This is a genomic window from Sinorhizobium fredii USDA 257 (genome assembly GCF_000265205.3).
GTDB classification, from domain to species: Bacteria; Pseudomonadota; Alphaproteobacteria; order Rhizobiales; family Rhizobiaceae; genus Sinorhizobium; species Sinorhizobium fredii_B.
This window is the reverse complement of the sequence record NC_018000.1, coordinates 4,010,504-4,031,485: the sequence shown is the minus strand read 5'-3', so window position 1 is coordinate 4,031,485 and position 20,982 is coordinate 4,010,504. Positions and strand designations below refer to the sequence as shown.

The window sequence follows — 20,982 nt, the reverse complement described above, 5'->3', positions numbered from 1 at the left end:
GAAGCCCCGCCGCAAGCCTCGGGCGTTCGGTGGTCTCAATTCGCGAGCGCCGCGCTGTGAGCCTTGTCCATGACCCGCTTCAGCTCATCGATCGCGGAAGCAGAAGGCAGCTTCTCTCCTTCGAGTTCAGGCGGCAACTTCCAGCCGGGCTCGACGCCCTGCATGTTCGGCAGTTCGTGGGCGATGCCCTTGTGGCAATCGATGCAGGTGGCCTTTCCGGGCAGCAGGTAGCGGGTATGGATCTCGGCGGCGCGTTGTGTCTGCTTCGAGAGGTCCATCGCCGCCGACGAGTGACAGTTGCGGCATTCAAGGCTGTCATTGGCCTTGAGCCGAGCCCATTCGTGCTTGGCGAGCTCCAGCCGGTGGTCGAGGAATTTCTCGCGCGTGTTGATGGTACCGAAGATCTTGCCCCAGACTTCCTTCGAAGCCTGCATCTTGCGAGCGATCTTGTCCGTCCATTCATGCGGCACGTGACAGTCGGGACAGGACGCCCGGACGCCCGAGCGGTTGGCGAAATGAACCGTGCGCGTAAGCTCCTCATAGACGTTGGTCCGCATCTCATGACAGGAGACGCAAAACTCCTCCGTGTTGGTGAGCTCCAAAGCGGTGTTGAAGGCGCCCCAGAAGATCACGCCGCCGACGAAGCCGCCGAGCGTCAGGAATGCGAGGCTGAGGGTTGCGGCCGGCGTTGTCAGAAGCTTCCACACCCAGAGCAGGACGCGCTTTATCCGAGCCATGGCCTACTCGCTCCCTGCCTGCTTGACGCCCATCTCGCTCATGTCTTTGAAGGTGTTTTCGACAAGCGGACGCACGTCGGCCTGGGGGACATGGCACGCCGTGCAGAAATAGCGCCGCGGCGAAACGTCCGCGAGCATCTGGCCTTCCCGCGTCATGTAATGGGTCACGCTGATCATCGGCGCGCCGGACTCCTGGGTCAGTTCGCGCTTGTGGCAGGAGAGGCACCGGTTGGTGTTGACCGAAAGCTGGTACCCTTCGATCGAATGGGGGATGACCGGCGGCTGGTCGGGATAGGCCCGCTCCTTCCGGGCGTCGTCGACGACCCACTTGGGGATTGGCTCCGCCTCCACCTCGCCCATCTCCTGCGGCGGTCCGGAGAGCTCCGGCACCCTCTCGCCCGGCACCATCTGGGCGATCGCCCCCGTTGCGACGAAGAGGATCGCCAACAGCCCTCCGAGCCACGATCCGGGGCTTCTCATCATGCGACAGAGACGATTTTGACCGCGCATTTTTTGAAATCCGTCTGTTTGGAGATGGGATCGGTTGCGTCGAGTGTCACCTTGTTGATCAGCCTGCTGGCGTCGAACCAGGGTACGAAGATGACGCCCGGCGGCATTCGGTTGCGGCCGCGCGTCTCGACGCGGGCGCGAATCTCGCCGCGACGGGAAACGATCCGCACCTCGGCGCCCTGGTTGATGCCGCGATCGCGGGCGTCACCGGCATTCATGAAGCAGACGGCACCGGGGAACGCCTTGTAGAGTTCCGGCACCCGCATCGTCATCGAGCCCGAGTGCCAATGCTCGAGGACGCGGCCCGTCACCAGCCAGACATTGTATTCGTCGTCGGGAGATTCCGCCGGCGGCTCGTAGGGAACGGCGAGGATCACTGCCTTGCCATCCGGGCGGCCATAAAACTTCACGCCCTCCCCCGGCTTCACATAGGGATCATAGCCTTCCCGGTAGCGCCACAGCGTCTCCTTGCCGTCGACGACAGGCCAGCGGAGCCCCCGTTCCTCGTGGTAACGCTCATAGGGCGCCAGGTCATGGCCGTGTCCGCGCCCGAAGGAGGCATACTCCTCGAACAGGCCTTTCTGGATGTAGAAGCCGAAGGCCTCGGCCTCCCGGTTGGCGTATTCCTTGTTGATTTCGCTTGCCGGGAAGCGGTCGACATTGCCGTTCTTGAAGAGCACCTCGTAAAGGGTCTTGCCGCGATAGCCGGGATTGGCATCGAGGATATCGGCCGGCCAGGCCTCGTCGGTGGTGAAGCGCTTCGAGAATTCCACCATCTGCCAGAGATCGGAACGCGCCTCGCCGGGCGCATCGACGAGTTGGTGCCAGACATGCGTACGGCGCTCGGCATTGCCATAGGCGCCCTCCTTCTCCACCCACATGGCGGCCGGAAGGATGAGGTCGGCGCTCATTGCGGTGATCGTCGGATAGACGTCCGAGACGACGATGAAATTGTCCGGATTGCGGTAACCCTGGTAGGTTTCGTTCTCCGTATTGGGAGCCGCCTGGACGTTGTTGTTGACCTGCACCCAATAGAAATTGAGCTTGCCGTCCTTCAGCATCCGGTCCTGTTCGACGGCGTGATAGCCGGGCTTCTCCGGAATGAGACCGTGGGGAATGCGCCAGATCTCCTCGGCGTGCTTGCGGTGCTCCGGATTGGTGACGGTCATGTCGGCCGGCAGCCGGTGGGCGAAGGTGCCGACCTCGCGTGCCGTACCGCAGGCCGAAGGCTGGCCGGTCAGCGAAAATGGGCTGTTGCCGGGCTCGGAGATCTTCCCGGTCAACAAATGGAGGTTGTAGACCATGTGGTTGACCCAGACGCCGCGCACATGCTGGTTGAAGCCCATGGTCCAGAGCGACATCACCTTGCGGCTGGGATCGGCATAGAGATCGGCCAATTGTTCGAGGAACCCGGCCTCGACCCCCGTCAGTTCGACGGTCTTGTCGAGCGTGTATTCCGAAACGAAAGTCTTGAAGCTCTCGAAGTCGCTCGGCGTCATCTTGGCCGCATCCTTGGCGTTGGTCGCCTTGAGCTCAAGTGGATCGTCGGGCCTCAGGCCGTAGCCGATGTCGGTCGCGCCAACCATGAAGGTCGTATGCTTCTTGACGAACTCCTCGTTGACCCGGCCCGTCTGGATGATGTGATTGGCGATGTAGTTGAGGATCGCCAGATCGGTGCCGGGCTTGAAGACGATCGGAATGTCGGCGAGATCCATGCTGCGATGGGTGAAGGTCGAGAGCACCGCCACCTTGACATGCTCATGTCCAAGCCTTCGGTCGGCGAGACGCGTCCACAGGATCGGGTGCATCTCGGCCATATTCGAGCCCCAGAGCACGAAGGCGTCGGCATGTTCGAAATCGTCGTAGCACCCCATCGGCTCGTCCATGCCGAAGGTCCGCATGAAGGCGTAAGCGGCCGAAGCCATGCAGTGGCGGGCATTGGGATCGAGATTGTTGGAGCGAAAGCCGGCGCGCATCAGCTTGGTGGCCGCATAGCCCTCGAAGATCGTCCATTGCCCGGAGCCGAACATGCCGACGGCGGTCGGGCCCTTCTCCTTCAGCACCTTCTTCGCCTGCTCTGCCATGACGTCGAAGGCTTCGTCCCAGCTCACCGGCTCGAACTCGCCGTCCTTGGCAAAGACACCGTTGCGCTTGCGCATCAAGGGCGTCTTGAGACGGTCGGCGCCGTACATGATCTTGGAAAGGAAATAGCCCTTGATGCAGTTGAGGCCACGGTTGACCTCGGCCTGCATGTCGCCATGGGTTGCGACGACCTGTCCCTCCTTAACGCCGACCATGACGCCGCAGCCGGTGCCGCAGAAGCGGCAAGGAGCCTTCGCCCACTTTATCTGCAGCGCCTCGACACCCCCCGGCACCGGCTGCGCCGCGGCCGGAAGCGCAATGCCCGCAGTGGCTGCGGCGATGCCGGCCGCATGCGCCTTCAACATTTCACGCCGCGTCAGTTCGCCGGTCATGGCCGATCTCTCCTTGAGTTTCGACATGCTCAAAAACCATGTTGGCTGCCACCACGCCCTCGAGCAATGCGATGCGCGAAAGGCTTTCGCCGAGCATCCCGGTGCTCGTGCCCTCGATCACGACGACGATCTTTCCCGCCTCATGGGCGTAAACCTCGACGTTCGGCATCTCGGCGAGACAGGCGACGACACGCTCCCGCATATGCGGCATCGTCACGATGACGGCGCTGGAGATGTGATAGGACGCGCTCGGATCAGACATGGGCACGCTCCCACTCGACCTCTCGGATGCTTATGGCCGCCACCGGACAGACGGGAAGACAGGCGCCGCAGCCGGTGCAGGCCTCTTCGCTGAGCTCGGGCAAGAACGGTCCGCCGGCACGCGGACGGAAGCGGATCGCCTCCGTCGGACAAACATCGCGACAGGCCTGGCAATCGGTGCGGTTCCTGGCAAGACAGCTCTCGCCGATCATCGCGACATGTGGAAATTGTTGTGGCTGGCCGGTGAAGACCGGCTCGGGACAGAGTTCCGCGCATTGGCCGCAGAAGGTGCACTCCGCGACGGAGAAATCGAGCGCGGGGCGATCCGCGATCAGCCGGATGATGTGCGTCGGACAGGCGTCGACGCATCTCCCGCAGCCGGTACAGGCTTCAAGGCTCGCGGACGTGGCTCCGGGAGGACAGATGCGCTTGCCCCGCCCCTCGTAGCGACCGCGCAGAAAATTCCGCCTCGATATGCCTATCCCCTCACCCATGTCGCCCTCAATGCGCTGGCGGACCAGGTGGCCCGAAGATGAGCTGGAACATCCAGACGAGAAATCCGTAGGCACCGACCACGCCCACGGCCACGATCGGCCAGATGCCGAACGCCAACACGAGAAAGGTGACGACTTCGTTTCGTCGCCGCGTGCGTGGAAGGCTCGCCGTTGGCTGGTCGGCATCGGGCATTCAAGCGTCTCCTCTCCAAACGCATGGGCCTCAAGGAAGTCTAGTGGCTCGAGCAAAAAAATAAAGGGAGAGCCGAGATAATTCGTCGATTCTCAGTTTCGAACACTCGGAGAAATTGATTTTTGTCAACTACTTGGCGGGAAACGGTGAAGGTTCCAGTATATTTCGATACGACTAAACTATCGATGGCAGCTACATTAAGCGGACCCGGCGCAGACAGGGTTGTACTGCACCGGGCCCGATATTTCATTTGAAGTGCTGCCGATTCTATTGGAGGGCCCCGGCGAGAGCGGCGTCTAGGCGCTCCCGCGCCTTTTTGGGCAACTTCACTGCCTTCACCTTCTCGACATTGGCAGGCGCATCACCGACGACGACGGCCGCGACCATGCCCATGCCGACATGCGGCGTGCACTTGACGCCGTAGACTCCCGGTACGTCGAAAGTCACTTTATAGGTCTCGTTCATCTTGCTCTTGAAGGCCGTGGCCCCGTCGGGAATCATGTCCTTGATCGTCTCGACGTTATGTCCCTTGTCAGTTGGAACGAACGTGACGCTGTCGCCCGGATTGACCTTGACGAATGCCGGTTCGAAGATCATTGCGCCCTCGGCGCCCTTGTTCAGCATGCGGACCTCGAAATCGGCGGCGAATGCCGTGCCTGTGAAGGCGGCAAGAACTGCGGCGACTGCCATGCCCTTTGCAATTATGCGCACTAGAATTTCTCCTTGGTTTCAGAACCCTGTTTGGTCCTTACGGCAAGGAGATAAAACAGAAAGAGCAACTGCTCTTTGATGCTTGTCAAACAGTCACGGGAAAATCCAGCTAGTCCCGTCCACCTTCGGCGAGCGCCGCCAGGCCTGGCAGGTCGCGGATGATGAGCTTCTGACGCCCACCCTCGACCAGCCCCTTCTGCTCCCAGGCGCTGAGAATGCGCGACACCGTATGCAGTGTGGTTCCCGTCATTTCAGCGATGTCTTGGCGGGAAATCGGAAAGTCGATTCGGATGCCGCCTTTTTCCTGCTTGCCAGCCTGTCGCGAAAGGCGCAGCACCGCATGGGCGACGCGCCTCTCCACCTCCTGTGTCGACATCTCGCGGATCCGCGTGTGCGCCTCTTCGAGGCGCTGGCCGATCGTCTGCATGGTGCTGACGGCAAGGAGCGGATTCTGCTCGACGAATTGCGGCCAAAGGTCCGTCGGCCAGGAAAGAGCGAGGCTTTCAGTGGCGGCGGTCGCAGTACCTGGATAATCCGAACGCTGCAGCGCCTTTGCAAATCCGAAGAGGTCGCCCGGATGGACGACGCGCACTATGATCTGCTGACCGTCCTCGGTGACTTGGGTCACCTTCAGCCGCCCATGCAGGAGCAGGAAAAAGCTAGTGGCTGTCTGACCCTGCTCGAACACCGCGTCGCCTGGCGGGACGCGTCTTGCCGTCGCATGGGCGAGCAGCCTGTCCAGATCTGCGTCGCTCATCCTGTCGAACAGGGCAAGCGACCTCACGACACTCCGGTCGATCTTCATTCCATTTTCCTACTGCAGGAGTCCTTGAATCGGAACAATTGCGGCTGCGATTTTACTAACATGGCGGAAACAGGGAAAAAAGCAGAGGTTTCGCGGTGGCGACAAAAGGCGGATTCGTCGGAGTGGTTGAAGAAGCACTTGGAGGCTGATCCCCATCTTCCGACCGCGCTCGGTGAGCAAGGCGCGTCGCATTGGCGCACCGGACAAGCCTATTGACGAGCCGCACTGAGCGCCTGCTTCACCTCGGGCATTGCATCGCCCGCACCGAAGCATTGTTGCCGGCGACTTCTACCTGACCGGGTACCTGATGGAGGCGGCCTGGATTGATGGCGACATTCGACACGGTTGGATTTGCGACCGCTGACCCTCGTGTCCGAATTCTTCGCTCCTGATTCGGCTCTCAGCCCGAGAGGAAGGATTGGCGCGCCGCGCTATGTTCGCCCCTGGACAGGGCGACAGTCGCATGGAGAGGGGCAACCCCTTTGCCCGGCTCCGCAAGAACCCAAGGACTCGTTCTATCTCGAGCTGCGGCTCAGCGGAGGCGCCGGGGTGGATCCGTTCGCACAGGAGCGGCGGCTCTCTCGTGCGCTGTGTTCGGCCTCCGGAACCTGCCCTTTAACCACGTGGATCCTCGTAAGAGGATTCTCCGTGCCGGATCACGACGAGGCGGCGCACTTCAGACGTCGAGACCCCTCTCGCGCAGCGTCTGCAGCAAGGGCGCATACCACCGCGTATCCTTCACCAGGCGGAAGCCGACATTGTCAGGCGGCGCGCCGACGGCGCAGCCGCCCCCCTTAGGGTTGCGCACAAAGGAGCTGAGCGCGGCCCGATGCTTGCCGGTGGCGATGTAGATGCCGCAGGATGAGGCATCGCTGGCAACCTTTCCCGCGCGGTCGAGCGTGACGCGCCGGATGCAGGTCGTCGTCCATTCCCAGACATTGCCGGCGAAGTCGGAGAGGCCCGTCTCGCTCTCGCCGAAATGTCCGAGCCGCTGCGGCTCCGGCTCGCGGGACGCCTTGCGCGCCGTCTCGCGGTAGTAGTCGGCGAGCCATCGTAAGGCCGGATTGGAGCCGTCGTCTTCGACGCCGAGCGCGTCGTCGGGAAAACGGCTGCCCGCCGCAAAGGCAAGCTGCTCGTCCGTCGGGAGGACCCAGACTGCGCCGGTTCGCCGGCTGAGCCAGGCCGCATAGGCCTGCGCATCGTCGAAGCTCACGCCCGTTGCCGGCATGTCTTCGGGATCGTTGGGCACGTGCTCGGGTTCGGCGGCCGGACAGGCATCTTCCGCCACGCAGCGCGCGTAATCGGCTGCCGTCACCTGATATTTCATGATCGTGAGCGGCGCGCTTATGCGCACAGTCTCCACCGGCCCGTCGACGGCGTAGTCATTCTTGAAGAACTCACCGGCGACCCGATACCGGAAATCGTGCGAGGCGACGGTCACGACGGGCGGCTCATTGAGGGCGCTGCCAGACGGAGCGCTCCCCAGCAGCCGCGTCTCAATTGCAAGGAGTCCCGCGAGAATCAGAAAGAGCGCGGAGGGTATTGCAAGCGAGATGGGAGCGCCTTCTCTGATTTTGGAAAGTGCGGCCATGGCGGCCTCCTTGCGACGATCCCTTCCATGCCGGTCTCGCCGAGGGGTCAGGCGGCGATTTCCACGGTCGCTCCGACGTGGGCCATCGGAGCGACCGGCATCTGTCAGGTGCCCGAAGGAGCACGAACCGAAGTCATCAGGTCGTCGTTCCAATCGCCGGTGACGGCAAAATGGGCGGCGGCGCCGAGCTCGAACGCCTCGATTAGGTTATGGTTCACGTAGGCGTAGATGCCGGGCTGCTCGAAAGTGTAGAAGGCAGCGCCCGCCGTGCCGCCGGGTATGAACCAGGTCTCCTGATCGACGTCCGGAGGATTGCGGAACTTGCCGGTCGCCCAGACATAGTCGCCGTGGCCGCCGATCAGATGTGGGCGGGTGTCGCGGTTGGCCTGCGAATGGACGATCAGCACCTTCTCGCCGACCGCCGCCTTTAGCGCATTGTCGCCGGTGAGCGCTCCCACCGCACCGTTGAAGACGATATGGGACGGGGTCAGCGTGCGCATCACTTCGAGCGTATCGGCATAGGCGTCCCCGGCGCTTTCATACTTCTTGAACTTGCCGTCTTCGTCGCGCGGTACATAGAAGTCCTGCTCGCCGACATAGTAGACCTTGTCATAGGTAATCGACTTGCCTTTGCCGTCGGACAGTCCTTCGCGCGGCAGAACCATGATCGCGCCGTTCATCCCCGAAGTGACGTGCCACGGAACCATGCCGGGAGGTGCGCAGTGGTAGACGAAGACGCCTGCCTTGGTCGCCTTGAAGCGTAACACCGTGGTCTCGCCCGGATTGACGACCGTCAGCGCCCCGCCCCCCAGCGCGCCGGTTGCCGAATGGAAGTCGATATTGTGCTGCAACTGGTTGGTCTCGGGATTGATCAGCGTCAGCTCTACATAGTCGTCCTGGTGCACGACCATTAGCGGACCGGGAACCGAGCCGTTGAAGGTCATCGCCTGAACTTCCGTGCCCTGTTCGTCGATAACGATCTTCTTCTCCTCGATCGTCAGCGTGAACTCGACGACCTTCGGGCCGCCTTCGGCCTTCTGAGTATGGGCGTGGACGAAGGGCGGCTTGACGAGATCGACCTTCACCCGCGGCAGCGATGCGACGTCGACGAGAGCGACCTTGGCGACCGCCTCTTCCGCATGCGCGGATACAGCGCCGACCAGCGGCGTCAGGGCACCCGCGATCGCGGCGCCCGCCAACATGCTGCGGCGTGTCATCTGGAATTGCTCGGACATGGAACCTCTCCTTTATGAAGACGGAGCGAAAATCGCTCGGTCGTTCTCATCCTAGGGTGGTCGGGGGCTGGCTCTTTGAGGTGGAGCAAACAGTCAAATTGCCCTGCTGCGACATTTTGACTAGCGGAGGCGACAGCTCCGCATGGTCGTCGCTGCCGGAAACCCAACTGCCGTGTCTTTGCCAATTGTCAAAGAACACCTTGCGCAACTCCGGTAGTCAGGTGCGACCCAGACATCAGGAGTTTAATCATGAATGGATCAAAGGTGGCCGAGCGTCCCGGCTACGTGCCGCGGGGCCTCGCACGCACGGGGCCGGTGCTCTTCTCATATGGTTTCCGGCCGTTTTTCCTAGGCGCCGCTATCTGGGCGGTAGCCGCCATGACCCTCTGGATCGCGGCCCTCGCCGGCCATCTCGAAATCGCCGGCAGCTACGGCGCTCACGCCTGGCATGCGCACGAGATGCTGTTCGGGTTCGCCCCGGCGGTCCTTGCCGGCTTCCTGCTGACGGCGGTGCCGAACTGGACGGGTCGCCTGCCGGTCTCCGGCTGGCCGCTCGCCGCACTGTTCGCGCTGTGGCTGGCGGGGCGCATGGCCCTGCTTTCGCCTGATGTGATCGGCGTTCCGGCCGCCGCGGCGGTGGACTGCCTCTTCCTTCCGGCGCTGCTCTTGATCTGCGCCCGCGAGGTGATCGCCGGCCGCAAGTGGAAGGATCTGAAGGTGCTGGGCGGGCTCTTGGCACTGTCTCTTGCCAATGCCTGCTTCCATGTGGCGGTGATCACCGGAGACCATGCGCCCGTTGCGATGCGTCTCGCCATCTCTGCCTATGTGGTCCTTATCACCATCGTCGGCGGGCGAATCCTGCCGAGCTTCACCCGCAACTGGCTGAATCGTGCCGGCCGCACCGACTTTCCGGTTTCCTACAACCACTTCGACACGGTCGCCATCCTCGCAGGCATCGCAGCGCTGGGCGCATGGACGCTTGTTCCGGATCATCCGATCACGGCGGTGGCAGCCCTTGCCGCCGCCCTGCTGCACACCGTCCGGCTCGGCCGCTGGCGCGGCTGGGCCACCTGGCCGGAAATGCTGCTCGTCATTCTGCACGTGGCCTATGCCTTCGTTCCCTTGGGCTTCGCCGCAATCGGCTTCGGCGCGCTCGGCCTCGTCGAAGAACGTTCTGTCATGCATGTGCTTACGGTGGGCGCCATCGCCGCGATGATGCTTGCGGTTATGACCCGCGCCAGCCGCGGGCACACGGGCCACCCGCTGACCGCATCGCGATTGACGGCCGCCTCCTATGCCGCGGTCGTGGTTTCGGCGCTGCTGCGCCCGCTCGCGGAGATACTTCCCGCCATCGCAACGAGACTCTATGCCGTCTCCGGAAGCGCATGGATCCTGGCCTTTGCGCTGTTCTGCTTCGAATATGGGCCGATTCTGGTGCGCAAGCGCCGCGCGTTGCGCTAGAGCGTTCGGATTCCACAACAGCCGTGGAGCAAAAAGCAACAGGAACTCGCCTGCCTAGACAGCGGGCACTCTTTTTCGAGCATTCCACCGCGTTCACCACAGACCCTTGATTGCTGATGAGAAGGGTCAGGTCCAAGCGAACGTGGAGCTCTTCCTCTCACGATGTCACGTCAAATGGAATGCTGGTCTGCCGAAGTCTGCTGCGCGCCCCAGAAGTGGACTTTGATACTGAAGGCCGAGAAGCCTGCTCTCCACCCCGAAGTGGAGGTTCCCGACGGCCCGTCGGAAGGTCCGGATTTCCCGCCATCAGCCACCTTTCCGGGGTCAGAACAAGAACCGCACCGTTCCAGCTTGCGTTTGTAGTTCTCGCCGATCATCTGCGCGAATGGTCTGGTCTTGCCAACGACGTCCATTCGCGCCACCCTCGGATCGGACTAGCCGGTCATCTTCTGGATGTCGGATGAAGGTCGAAACCCAACAACCTGAAACGAAGGCCAAGCGATGAGCAGCATAAGGGACCGTCAGGAAGGCTTCGAAAAGAAGTTCGCGATGGACGAGGAGTTGAAGTTCAAGGCGATGGCGCGGCGTAACAAGCTGCTTGGCCTGTGGGCCGCTGAAAAGCTCGGTAAAGCCGGCGCGGACGCCGACGCCTATGCGAAGGAGGTGGTCAGCGCGGACTTCGAAGAAGCAGGGGACAACGATGTGTTCCGAAAGGTGCGGGCCGATTTCGACGCGGCTGGCGTCGCCCAGTCCGATCAACAGATTCGCGTAGTCATGGACGAACTGCTGGCGACCGCAGTCGACCAGATCAGGGACACCTGACTACCACTGGGTTCTGACAGAAAACCGCGACTGCGATCTCGGACTGGGATGGCCAATCCGCTGGCTTGGTGCTTCTAGTAGCCGTGGGCCGTGGAACGGATGCTCGCGGCGATGCAAGGGAATCCCGGCAATACCGGACCTTCGGTGGGATTGCCATGAAGATCGTCGAGCGTCGGTCCGCGTTCTCCGCGCAGGGTGTTGAAGCTTCTCCCAACCCCTTGTCGATATCTCTAAGCGCCATACCTCTCAAAGAATACTCTAATATGAGAGGCAACGATGAAATACGAACCACGCGAGCGACTGCAAGCAGTAGCCGGCGTTCACGCAGACCTGCAGCGCCGGGAGATGACGCGAGCTGAACGCCTTGCGCGCTGGGCAGAGCTTTTGGACAATACACCTGATAACCGTCTGAGCACACTTTCGGAGACCGAGTATCAGCCGGCATGGGCGCGTGACGCGATGAGAAGCGCAGGCTCGCCCATCACGGTCGCATTTGGGGACGCTGTGCTTCGTGCGGAGGGCCTTCAAGACGATACCTATGGCGAGGCGAAGCGTTTCTTCGAATTAACCGATTGGGAGTTGCACCAGCTTGTATGCAGCTGCCATTCCGGTGCGACGGTGCGCGCAGAGGCGGCTGCCCGATGTGTCCGCGAGATACTGGAATCTCGGCCCGGTCTGTTCGCCATGCTATTGAATGCGCTGCTGATCGTTGGACCGCCGAGATCCCATATCGCTTGAGTTTCGATCAGGCACTTTCTGGCAGACGGTACCGGGCACCACGGTGACAGTCGAAGGTGGTCACCGACCACAGCTCAAAAGCGAGCTACAGGTGCCGGATGAAACACGGCCGATTTGCCGGGCATCCACGCATGACGGGAGCTGGCTCTGTGATCCCTGGCAGTCTCATCTGGAACGCACCGGTCCTTCGAAGAGTCCCAGATCATCGCGGCTGAAGGTGGCCAAGTGCCAGCGGACGACAGCGGTCGCTGCATCGAGCGTCTGGTAGATCAGCCTGTCCGGACTGTCGATCCTGCGCATAGCCTCATGAACGATTACTCCCGACCTGATAACCCCAGCGGCTCGGTCGCGGTCGCCACCGAATGCATCCTCGACGAGCTCGTGCGTGAGTATGATGCCTTTGCGGGGATGGCCACCACCTTCGTCACGGGTCAATATGATCATGGCGGCGCCGAGCTTATCGGTGGTTTCCTGGTCAGCCAGGATCTCGAACAATGACATTGGATTCCTCCGTCGAGGTGTACCATCCCAAAGATCTCGCCCCAGCAACTTTCTCGACGCAAGGCAGGTGCATGACCTTCCCCACCCTTGGCCGGACTATTGACGCTGGGTCGGGTCTGGCCAGAGTGCCCGCACATCCTGGGACAGACTTTCGCGGATCTTGCGGATTTCGCCGGAATCAAGGTGGTGCGACAGCACGTGAAATACCGTTTGCACGGCCTCCTTGGCATCGACCGGGCGGGTGAACGTGAGTTCCTCTTTCACCCGGCCAAGGAACTCGTCCAGGGTCCGCGACTGTACCGGCTGTCTGGAGGGCTCGTATTGATCGTAATAGGTCCCCGCACGAGCAGCGGCAGTTGCGCGGAAAGATGAGCCGACAGGTCGGCGGAAAAGCGATCGCGCAGGGTGTAAAGAACAGCACTCAGAATATGCCATGCGCGCTGACGATCCGGCCCCTGATGTTCGATGATTTCATCGAGCCAGCCATTCGTGATCTGAAGCGTCTTGTCGAAGACGGCGACACCGGAAGCACTCATGACGCTCTCCTGAATTTGATGTGATGACGGCCGAACCACAAGGAAGCGCCGATGTTCCAGCGTCCGGACCTTCCTCGAGACCGTCCGTGCCGGCCCGTCTAAATGATCTAAACGGCCTTCACATTTCGCGCAGAGCGGCCGCACATCGCTTCTCGCACCACTCCAGCAAAGTGGCCAACTCCGAACTCCGACTGGGCGACTACGCGGGATTTGACAACGGCGCGGGGATGAGCTGTTTCGCTCTGCCTGTCAGCCGAAGGTCACGGCAGTTGGCGACATACAGTTTAACGTGCGTTCACTGACCGTGAGATTTCGCGAGCCCCCCGCAAGGTGCAATCGGTGTTGGCGGACCCTTGGAGACGGATATCGAATGACCCTCCTGAAGCGCGGTTTCATAGTTCTGGTGATCACATTGGCTGTTCTCCAGCTCGGCCTGTCTGCCGCCCTGTATCTCGGATGGCTGGGATGAGGTACTGCGGGAGAGCCGCGAGGGCGGCTCTTATGCCGAATCCGCGACACGGAAAGGTGTTGCTCGGGATGACTGCTGCTTTAAGCACTGGAAATATCGCGTGACGCGTCTATTTGCGAAACCGGTGGTCATGCTCGGTTCCGCTGGATTGTCTTTTAGGGCGAGCGTGAGGAACAAGGCGCCGCAATGTCTGTAAACGGTCGCATCACCGGCCCCCTCCGTCGATTTTTCAACATGGAATTCTCCGCAGGTTTGCTGCTGATGGTGGCAGCGTTGCTCGCGATCACGCTGGCGAACTCGCGTTTTTCCGCCTCATACTTTGCTGGGCTCCGCACGAGTGTCGGACCTTTCAGCGTGCAGCAATGGATCAACGACGGGTTGATGGCGCTTTTCTTTCTTCAGATTGGACTCGAGATCAAACGAGAGTGGGTCCATGGGGAGCTCTCGAGCTGGAGAGGCTGCATCCTGCCCGGCGCTGCAGCGGCAGGTGGGATGTTGGTGCCGGCGGTGCTTTACGCCTTGTTCAATCGCCATGATGCAGAGGCCTTGCGCGGCTGGGCCATACCATCGGCGACGGATGTAGCCTTCGCACTCGGGGTGCTTTCGCTGCTCGGACGCCGTGTTCCATCTTCCTTGAAGATTTTCCTCGCCGCGCTGGCGATCATCGATGATGTAGGAGCTATCGTTGTCATCGCGCTCTTCTTTGGCAGCAGCCTTTCGATACCGGATCTCGCGGTTGCAGCTTTGCTCTTCATGTTTCTTGCTGTCATGAACCGCTGGAGGATGAGCAATCTTGCTCTCTATGCGCTTCTGGGTCTGGCACTTTGGGCGTTTTTGCTGCGGTCGGGCGTTCATGCGACGCTTGCCGGCGTGCTCGTCTCGCTCACTATTCCGGCAGAGCTGCCGCTCAACGCATCGAAAGCGTTACCGTCGGTATCGCCGCTCCACCGGCTCGAGCACTATTTGAGGACGCCCGTCGCCTTCCTCATCGTGCCAATCTTTGGCTTCGCCAACGCCGGCGTTTCATTAGCTGGTGTTACTCCTGCTGCCCTTATCGAGCCTATCACTCTCGGCGTAGCCGCAGGTCTTTCTGTCGGGAAATTAGTCGGTGTGTTCGGTACTGTCCTCCTGTTGGTTTATTCGAAGAGCGCCGACTTGCCGGAGGGCGCGACCTGGCTTCAAGTTGCCGGTATCTCGCTCCTCTGCGGATTCGGTTTCACGATGAGTCTGTTCATTGCTCAGCTGGCGTTCAATGATCCTGAGTTGCAAGACCAAGCCAAACTGGGAATCCTGGCCGGTTCCCTGATAGCCGGAGCAGGCGGATACGCCATACTGAGGGTCTTCTCGACAGGCCCATTCTAAATTGGCGGGTGTATGAGAAGGAATTCGGTCTTTGCGGCCTGCCTGGGGCAGTTTAGCCTGCTTTCTGCACGACGGAGCGGTCCGAGGACGTAGCCTGAAACCGATCACCTGCCGGGACACCATGAAGGAGTACAAGCAGGGGGTCGTTTGCGGGAGGGGCGAAAATGACACCCTAAGCGACCATGACAGCTTTCACACGACGGAAATTAGGCCGGCCTCGCCACACACAGTCGTTGGGCAGGCTCCTTGCAGACGGCAAAGTGCGACCCTGTCCGGCATTTCCGGGTCTTGACGCGAACGTCCTGAGTGGTGCGGAAGGCAGGCAGAGACGTCCCCCATATCTCGGCCGCACGTCCGGTCATTGCGCCACTACCGCACCGAAGATTGGCGCACCAGCCGACATTCAGCTTCACGCCGCGAGCTTCACGGGCAGTTGTGCCAGGGCGCGAATCCCAAGGCGCTTGCGCCACTTGATGTTTGATAGGTCGCTGTTCAGGCTCATTTCTGGAAAGCGCGTAAGGATGCGTTCGAACGCGATTGCCGCCTCTGCCCGCGCGAGTTGAAACCCGAGGCAGAAATGCACTCCAGTACCGAAGGAGAGATGCGGATTCGGGTGGCGCGTGATGTCGAAACGGTGCGGGTGCTCGAACTTGGCAGGATCGCAGTTGGCTGCCGCCAGGAAAGCGGCGATCATGTCACCGCGGCGAAATTGCTGTCCCTGCCACCTCATGTCGCGCCTCGCGAAGCGCGGCTTGGTCATCTGCACCGGCGATACGTAGCGCAGGCACTCCTCGACACAGGTGGGCATCAGGCTTGGATCATTCTGCAGCCGAAGCAGTTCATCCTCGTGCGACAGCAGCGCGAAAAGCCCGCCGGAAATCAGATGCGTGGTGGTTTCCTGCCCAGCTCCGAAGAGCAGGAAGATCATCGAGACAAGTTCGTCCTCGCTGAGCGTCTGCCCATCCGTTTCGGCATCGCGCAACGCGGCGACCAGACCGTCAGGCAACGCTCGGCATCCCGCTCGCGAGACGCGGCGAAGATAACGCACCACACGGACAACGCCGGGAACGGCGCGGATGATCGCGCCAATATTGGCAGTGTCCTTCAGACCGCCGAGCCATCTCTTGAAGCGATCGTGATCCTGCTCCGGCAGGCCGAGCACCGCGCAGATCACCGAAAGCGGCAGATCCCGGCAGAACTCGGACATGAGATCGACCTCCCTCTTTCCATCCAATCGATCGAGGAGCCGATCGGCGATTTGCGTGATCATCGGCTTCATGGCCTCAATCGATCGGCGCTGGAACGCCTGGTCAACCAGACCGCGCAGACGGCGGTGCTCCGGGTCGTCGTAGCCGATCATGTTCAATGCCAGAAGGCCGATTGTCCTCGGTAGCAACTTCAGAATTCGCGCCTGTGTCCTGCTCCCCGCATTGGCAGGGTCGCGCGCGAAGCTCTCGTGATCCTTCAACAGCGCCGCACAGGTGTCATGTGTGACCGCGAACCATGTGCGGCCGACGATAGGCAACTTCATGCGGACAACAGCGCCCTCCGCTCGCATGCGGTCGAGCGTGGGGAAGGGATTCGCGTGGAACTCCGGCGACAGGACATCGAAATCATGCGGCTCGATCATGCTTGTCACTCCGAGAGCTTCCTTGAAGGGCCAATGCGATTCTCGCCAATCCGCTCGGTAGGGCATAGTAGCGGATATGGGAACCGCGGATATGGGAACCGGCGCTGGAGATGTACATGAAGGGCGGCTTGAGTTCGAGCAATCCTGCGACGGCCGGTTCCTCCAGCAAAAGGGGCTGTTCCGAGCCTGTGCGTTGGACTTCTTGTTTCCACCCGTTGCGGCAATTTCCGAATCATCTAGCGGATCGCCGCTTTGGGCTCAGAGCAGTCATCCGACGCTTCTGTCGGTTAATAGGTCCTGACCCTAGTATCAGCCGGCCATCATATCCGGCGTCCAGGGCGGCTCGTAGGTCAGCCGCACTTCGGCATACTCAACACCCGGCACATACCAGACGCAGTTGCGCACTGCCTCCTTCAGATATTCGCTGGCCGGACAGCCCTTCGTGGTCGTCGTCATCGTCACATGGGCGATCCCGCCTTCCTCGACCGATACGTCGTAGATAAGACCAAGATCGACTATGTTGCGGCCAAGCTCGGGATCGATGATCATGCGCAGTGCGTCGCGGATCGCATCGCAGATGGTCGCGTTCGTCGGTTCGCTCATGGCTTCAGCCCCCATCTCCGACGCGGACGAAGATGCGGAAGGTGGTTCGTGTTTCGTCGAAATTGCCCGCCCACTGGTGCCCTCGTTTGGAAAGCTCCGGGAAGAGGAAGATCGGTTCGCGGGAAAGAAGGGCGAACAGCACCTCGCCCGGCTGCAGCCGCTCGGCAGTCGCAAGGATGCGGACCATGGGTTCCGGGGGATCGAGCTCGGTGAGGTCAAGGTGCTCGACCGGGTCCGGCCAGGTGTCCGGATTGTCGGCGTCGGCGGAGACCTCTACGGGGTCACTCGCCGCCTTCGGCGTGAACAGGACCTCCCAGTCGCCGCCCTCCGTCTCCTGTGCCTCGTGGCTGAAGCCGCGGCCTTCCATCACTTTGAACAGCGGCTGCGGACGAAAGGGAGCAAGCAGCCGGAAGGCTTGGCCCGGTCTCAGCCCGTTCACCGCCTCCATGATCGCCTGGAACGGCTCGCCGCCGCTCCTCAATATAGGTCGGACGTCGAGTTCTCTTGGTGCTGGGTTCTGGGTCTCGATAGTCATCGATTACTCCTGTGGTCGAGAGATCGGCAGAAAGAGATGCGGCCTCGGCGCGCCCGCGGGAAGGCGCATGGGCGCTGCGACGGAGGAAAGCATACGGGCGCGGACGAGTTCCACCATCAGGCCGACCGTCGCGCAGAGTTGCGCCAGGATGGCGATGCGGAACGCCGCCGGATTTTCGGCAAAGAGCGAAAGCGTCGCCGAAACAACGGCACAGTAATAGACGAAAAACCAAAGTCTTGCGATCTTTTCCTCAACCAAATCCTGCACACGTGGAACTGCGGCCCGGCCGAGAACGGGGCCATAGCACTCGAGCCATGTGAGGAACGGTACGATCTTGTAGAGCTGCGCGAGACAAAGACCGGTCAACCAGCCAAAGACGAAGAGGTAGACGAGAGCCGCGGCGCCTTCACCGGCCGCCGCTCTCGTCGCTGGCAGGGCGAACATCACGACGGAGGCAAAAAGCGCAGCGAAGGCCGCATAGCTCGCACGGATGTTGAGTTCCACGATCTTGCGGCGGCGCTCGCGAAACAGGCGCAAGACGTCGGCTGAATAGAGAACGGCGGCGAAGACCGCGAGCAATGCCGCGACGCTCAGGGCCCACTTCATCGCCCCGCTGTCCGCTGCAATAGAGACGACGCTGGCCGCGACGATCGCCAGCGCTGCGGCGCCCGTCCACCAGACGACCCTGCTGGTGGCCCGCGTGTCATCCGGCGCAAGCATGAACATCGGCAGCAGCCGGTAGCTGACGCCGATCGCGGTGAAGGTCAGCCAGCCCGCGAGGCCAAGCGTCGCGTGCAGCGGCACTCCCTCGAGGAGAAGCGCGATCGCCGCGGGATTCGTGACCGTGCCGGATAGGACGAGCGTGAAGGCGCCGCCGACAAGGACCGCGGCGATCAGCGCGCCGAGACCCACAGCGACGAAGCGCGCGGGAAGCGGCAGCGGACGCACCGTAAAGAGCGTCGCCGCGAGCATGATGATGACGAGACCAAAGCCCATCGCCAGTAGCAGCGCGCCGGAGGGCAACATGGCTGGCGACACTCCTTCAGCCCCGCCAAGTGCGGCAAAGCCGCCGACGAGCAGAAGAAGTCCGGGAATAAGGAGAACCAGAGCCGGGAGTGCGAGCCGCCCCCCGCGAAGCGGCGCCGCAACCAGCACCGGCACGAACTGTAGCAGCGCCCCCGTCATCAGCAGGCCCAGCCAGCCGATGGCGACAACGTGCACCAGCGCCAAGGTGGCCGGGGCCTCGACGGCGGCGAACGGATAACCATAGCCGGCTACCATCGCGCCCAGTCCGACCACCAGAAAGAGGCAGGCGGCGGCGAAATAGGACATCGTCCACGGGGAAAGCGTGGCTCCTGGCATTTAAATCACCATGCTCGCTACCGGGCACCTTCGCCGGAGTCGGATCAATGATCCGACCCGCAGGAGCATTCGCAGCCGGAACCGCTCTCAAGACGGGCGATCTCGACTCTCCAGACTTCGGGTCCCTCTTCCAGATAGTCCCAACCGAACTCGCCTGGGAAATTCGTTTCCAATTGGTAGTGGAGCGGGCGCGGATCGTGGTCGCTGGTGATCAGCATAGAGCCGCCGGCAGGCAGCGTTCCGAGCATGCCAAAGATCCGGGGGTGACGCTCGCGCGGCGGGACGGTGCGGACGTCGATGGATGGTTTCGGCTGTGTTTCCGTCATTGTCGTGGAGTTCTCTGTTGACCGCCCCTCGTGCATTCCGATGCGGCGGCGGCTGGAACCGGATCGGAACTTGGCCGACCCTATCCCCAAGAGCTCAGTCATACTTTGACGGCGAGCAAACAATTGCAAGAAACGGCCTCTGTCCCATTCCTTGACATTGCTCAAAGAGAAGAACCCGGTGCGCCCATAGGATGGGGCTCGATCCAGTTCCACACGCACTAGAAGGACTCTGCTATGCAACCGGCTCTTGTCGCAAAATATGGCGAGGCACGCCTGCCCCGCTACACGAGCTACCCGACCGCGCCCCGCTTTTCGCCGGCCATCGACGCCAGCACCTATGCCGATTGTATCGCCGCCATCGCACCGGAGAAGCCGGCGTCGCTCTACCTGCACATCCCCTTCTGTCGATCCATGTGCTGGTACTGCGGCTGTCATACGACGATCACCCAACGCGACCAGCCGATCCTCGACTATCTCGACATGTTGCGCGAGGAAATAGGCCTCGTTTCCGCAAGGACGAAGGCGCCGCTCAACGTCGACCACGTGCATTTCGGCGGGGGGACGCCGACGATCATGCGGCCCGAGGAAATGCTGGCGCTGACTGCGCTTCTGCGCGAGCGGTTCGCTTTCGCCAGTACCGCCGAAATCGCGGTGGAAATCGATCCGAGAACGCTGGAACAGGAGATGGCGACGGCGCTCGGAGAGGCGGGTGTCCGCCGGGCGAGCCTCGGCGTCCAGAGCTTCGATCCCGTCGTCCAGAAGGCTATCAACCGGATCCAGAGCGAGGAACAGACGATGGAGGCGGTCACCGCTTTACGCAAGGCCGGGGTCGACAGCATTAATTTCGATCTCATCTACGGCCTGCCGCACCAAACGGTCGAATCCTGCATCGCCACCGCCGAGGCGGCTATCCGGATGGCGCCCGAGCGCTTCGCCGTCTTCGGTTACGCGCACATCCCGTCGTTCAAAAAGCATCAGAAACTGATCGACGAGAAGGCGCTTGCCGATGCGGGGGGCCGCGTCGCCCAGGCTGAAGCCATTGCGGCAACCCTTATTGCCGCCGGCTACCGCCGCATCGGCCTGGACCATTTCGCCCGCCCGGATGACGGCTTGGCGATCGCGCAGGTAAGCGGGCAACTGCACCGCAACTTCCAGGGCTACACCACCGATGCCTGCGAGACCCTCATCGGCTTCGGCGCCTCGGCGATCGGGCGCACGACCGAGGGCTATGTGCAGAACGAAGTGCCGCCCGGCCTCTATGCGCAAACGATCGCCGACGGCCGTCTTGCCACGGTGAAAGGCTACCGCCTGACCCAGGAGGATCGGCTGCGGGCAGCGATCATCGAGCGGCTGATGTGCGACTTCGGCGTCGATGTTCCCGCACTTGCCACGGCGCACGGCTTCGATCCGGAGATGCTGCTCCGCGGCAATGCCAAGCTCGCAATGCTGGAAAGCGACGGCATCCTTGATATTGCGGACGGCGTCATACGGCTGCGCGAGGGAGGACGCTTCCTCATCCGTGCCGCCGCTGCCGCCTTCGATGCCTATATCGACCAATCGGGGCGGACGCATAGCAAGGCGGCGTGAAGCCTCGCCTCAAAGCTGAGAAACAGAAAGGCCCGGCAT

General features: G+C 61.8%; 21 protein-coding genes and 1 pseudogene. 5 read left to right on the top strand and 17 right to left on the bottom strand.

All coding sequences use genetic code 11. The annotated features are described in order from the left end of the window. Positions 1-35 precede the first annotated feature (35 nt). From USDA257_RS18875 to nirK, 10 genes are all read right to left on the bottom strand, one after another. Positions 36-737 carry a cytochrome c3 family protein gene (locus USDA257_RS18875; RefSeq protein WP_014764550.1) on the bottom strand — a complete coding sequence of 234 codons (702 nt, stop codon included), beginning with the start codon at positions 735-737 and terminating at the stop codon, positions 36-38. Between the two features lie 3 nt (positions 738-740). Continuing rightward, the gene (locus tag USDA257_RS18870) at positions 741-1,247 is read right to left on the bottom strand and encodes a nitrate reductase cytochrome c-type subunit (RefSeq protein ID WP_014764549.1); all 507 of its coding nucleotides are present in this window, start codon (positions 1,245-1,247) and stop codon (positions 741-743) included. Next, on the bottom strand, positions 1,217-3,721 hold the full coding sequence (napA, locus tag USDA257_RS18865; RefSeq protein WP_014764548.1) for a periplasmic nitrate reductase subunit alpha: 2,505 nt from the start codon (positions 3,719-3,721) through the stop codon (positions 1,217-1,219). Before napA ends, USDA257_RS18870 begins: the two co-directional genes overlap by 31 nt. Continuing rightward, entirely contained in the window at positions 3,696-3,983 is a 288-nt protein-coding gene (locus USDA257_RS18860) for a chaperone NapD (protein WP_014764547.1), read from the bottom strand. The genes napA and USDA257_RS18860 overlap by 26 nt, the downstream gene beginning before the upstream one ends. Beyond that, positions 3,976-4,476 carry a ferredoxin-type protein NapF gene (locus USDA257_RS18855; protein WP_014764546.1) on the bottom strand — a complete coding sequence of 167 codons (501 nt, stop codon included), beginning with the start codon at positions 4,474-4,476 and terminating at the stop codon, positions 3,976-3,978. Before USDA257_RS18855 ends, USDA257_RS18860 begins: the two co-directional genes overlap by 8 nt. A gap of 7 nt (positions 4,477-4,483) precedes the next feature. Next, entirely contained in the window at positions 4,484-4,669 is a 186-nt protein-coding gene (gene napE, locus USDA257_RS18850) for a periplasmic nitrate reductase, NapE protein (RefSeq protein WP_014764545.1), read from the bottom strand. Between the two features lie 267 nt (positions 4,670-4,936). Then, on the bottom strand, positions 4,937-5,380 hold the full coding sequence (locus USDA257_RS18845; RefSeq protein WP_014764544.1) for a pseudoazurin: 444 nt from the start codon (positions 5,378-5,380) through the stop codon (positions 4,937-4,939). Positions 5,381-5,489: 109 nt separating this feature from the next. Then, complete coding sequence (locus USDA257_RS18840; protein ID WP_014764543.1) at positions 5,490-6,185, bottom strand: Crp/Fnr family transcriptional regulator; 696 nt, start codon at positions 6,183-6,185, stop codon at positions 5,490-5,492. 676 nt (positions 6,186-6,861) lie between these two features. Next, positions 6,862-7,776 carry an SUMF1/EgtB/PvdO family nonheme iron enzyme gene (locus USDA257_RS18835; RefSeq protein WP_014764540.1) on the bottom strand — a complete coding sequence of 305 codons (915 nt, stop codon included), beginning with the start codon at positions 7,774-7,776 and terminating at the stop codon, positions 6,862-6,864. Positions 7,777-7,880: 104 nt separating this feature from the next. Beyond that, on the bottom strand, positions 7,881-9,011 hold the full coding sequence (nirK, locus tag USDA257_RS18830) for a copper-containing nitrite reductase (RefSeq protein WP_014764539.1): 1,131 nt from the start codon (positions 9,009-9,011) through the stop codon (positions 7,881-7,883). A gap of 249 nt (positions 9,012-9,260) precedes the next feature. On the opposite strand from nirK, the gene USDA257_RS18825 reads away from it, so the two are divergent. The 3 genes from USDA257_RS18825 (at position 9,261) to USDA257_RS18815 (ending at position 12,032) form a co-directional block, all read left to right on the top strand. Beyond that, positions 9,261-10,472 (top strand): NnrS family protein, encoded by a 1,212-nt coding sequence (locus tag USDA257_RS18825; protein WP_014764538.1) that lies wholly within the window; start codon positions 9,261-9,263, stop codon positions 10,470-10,472. Positions 10,473-10,973: 501 nt separating this feature from the next. Then, complete coding sequence (locus USDA257_RS18820; RefSeq protein ID WP_014764537.1) at positions 10,974-11,294, top strand: DUF1476 domain-containing protein; 321 nt, start codon at positions 10,974-10,976, stop codon at positions 11,292-11,294. Between the two features lie 276 nt (positions 11,295-11,570). After that, a complete protein-coding gene (locus tag USDA257_RS18815) occupies positions 11,571-12,032 on the top strand; it encodes a hypothetical protein (RefSeq protein ID WP_041414404.1) in 462 nt (153 codons plus the stop codon). A 165-nt stretch (positions 12,033-12,197) separates the two neighbouring features. Here USDA257_RS18815 and USDA257_RS18810 read toward each other — a convergent pair whose 3' ends face one another. Both USDA257_RS18810 and USDA257_RS18805 read right to left on the bottom strand, forming a co-directional pair. Next, complete coding sequence (locus tag USDA257_RS18810; RefSeq protein WP_014764536.1) at positions 12,198-12,533, bottom strand: hypothetical protein; 336 nt, start codon at positions 12,531-12,533, stop codon at positions 12,198-12,200. 96 nt (positions 12,534-12,629) lie between these two features. Further along, positions 12,630-13,069 (bottom strand): annotated as a pseudogene (locus tag USDA257_RS18805) (DUF2267 domain-containing protein). A 655-nt stretch (positions 13,070-13,724) separates the two neighbouring features. On the opposite strand from USDA257_RS18805, the gene nhaA reads away from it, so the two are divergent. Further along, positions 13,725-14,900, top strand: coding sequence for a Na+/H+ antiporter NhaA (nhaA, locus tag USDA257_RS18800; protein ID WP_014764534.1), 1,176 nt, complete (start codon positions 13,725-13,727; stop codon positions 14,898-14,900). A gap of 409 nt (positions 14,901-15,309) precedes the next feature. Here the strand turns inward: nhaA and USDA257_RS18795 are convergent, their stop codons facing one another. From USDA257_RS18795 to USDA257_RS18775, 5 genes are all read right to left on the bottom strand, one after another. Beyond that, complete coding sequence (locus USDA257_RS18795; protein WP_014764533.1) at positions 15,310-16,530, bottom strand: cytochrome P450 family protein; 1,221 nt, start codon at positions 16,528-16,530, stop codon at positions 15,310-15,312. A 309-nt stretch (positions 16,531-16,839) separates the two neighbouring features. Continuing rightward, positions 16,840-17,133: a metal-sulfur cluster assembly factor gene (locus tag USDA257_RS18790; RefSeq protein WP_014764532.1), complete on the bottom strand. Its 294-nt coding sequence runs from the start codon at positions 17,131-17,133 to the stop codon at positions 16,840-16,842. A gap of 4 nt (positions 17,134-17,137) precedes the next feature. After that, on the bottom strand, positions 17,138-17,668 hold the full coding sequence (locus tag USDA257_RS18785; RefSeq protein WP_014764531.1) for a DUF2249 domain-containing protein: 531 nt from the start codon (positions 17,666-17,668) through the stop codon (positions 17,138-17,140). Between the two features lie 3 nt (positions 17,669-17,671). Beyond that, positions 17,672-19,030, bottom strand: a complete 1,359-nt coding sequence (locus tag USDA257_RS18780) for a hypothetical protein (RefSeq protein WP_014764530.1) — start codon at positions 19,028-19,030, stop codon at positions 17,672-17,674. A gap of 44 nt (positions 19,031-19,074) precedes the next feature. Next, on the bottom strand, positions 19,075-19,356 hold the full coding sequence (locus tag USDA257_RS18775) for a DUF2249 domain-containing protein (protein WP_041414403.1): 282 nt from the start codon (positions 19,354-19,356) through the stop codon (positions 19,075-19,077). 234 nt (positions 19,357-19,590) lie between these two features. Between USDA257_RS18775 and hemN the strand changes: the two genes are divergently transcribed. Further along, positions 19,591-20,943 carry an oxygen-independent coproporphyrinogen III oxidase gene (hemN, locus tag USDA257_RS18770; protein ID WP_014764528.1) on the top strand — a complete coding sequence of 451 codons (1,353 nt, stop codon included), beginning with the start codon at positions 19,591-19,593 and terminating at the stop codon, positions 20,941-20,943. Positions 20,944-20,982 lie beyond the last annotated feature (39 nt).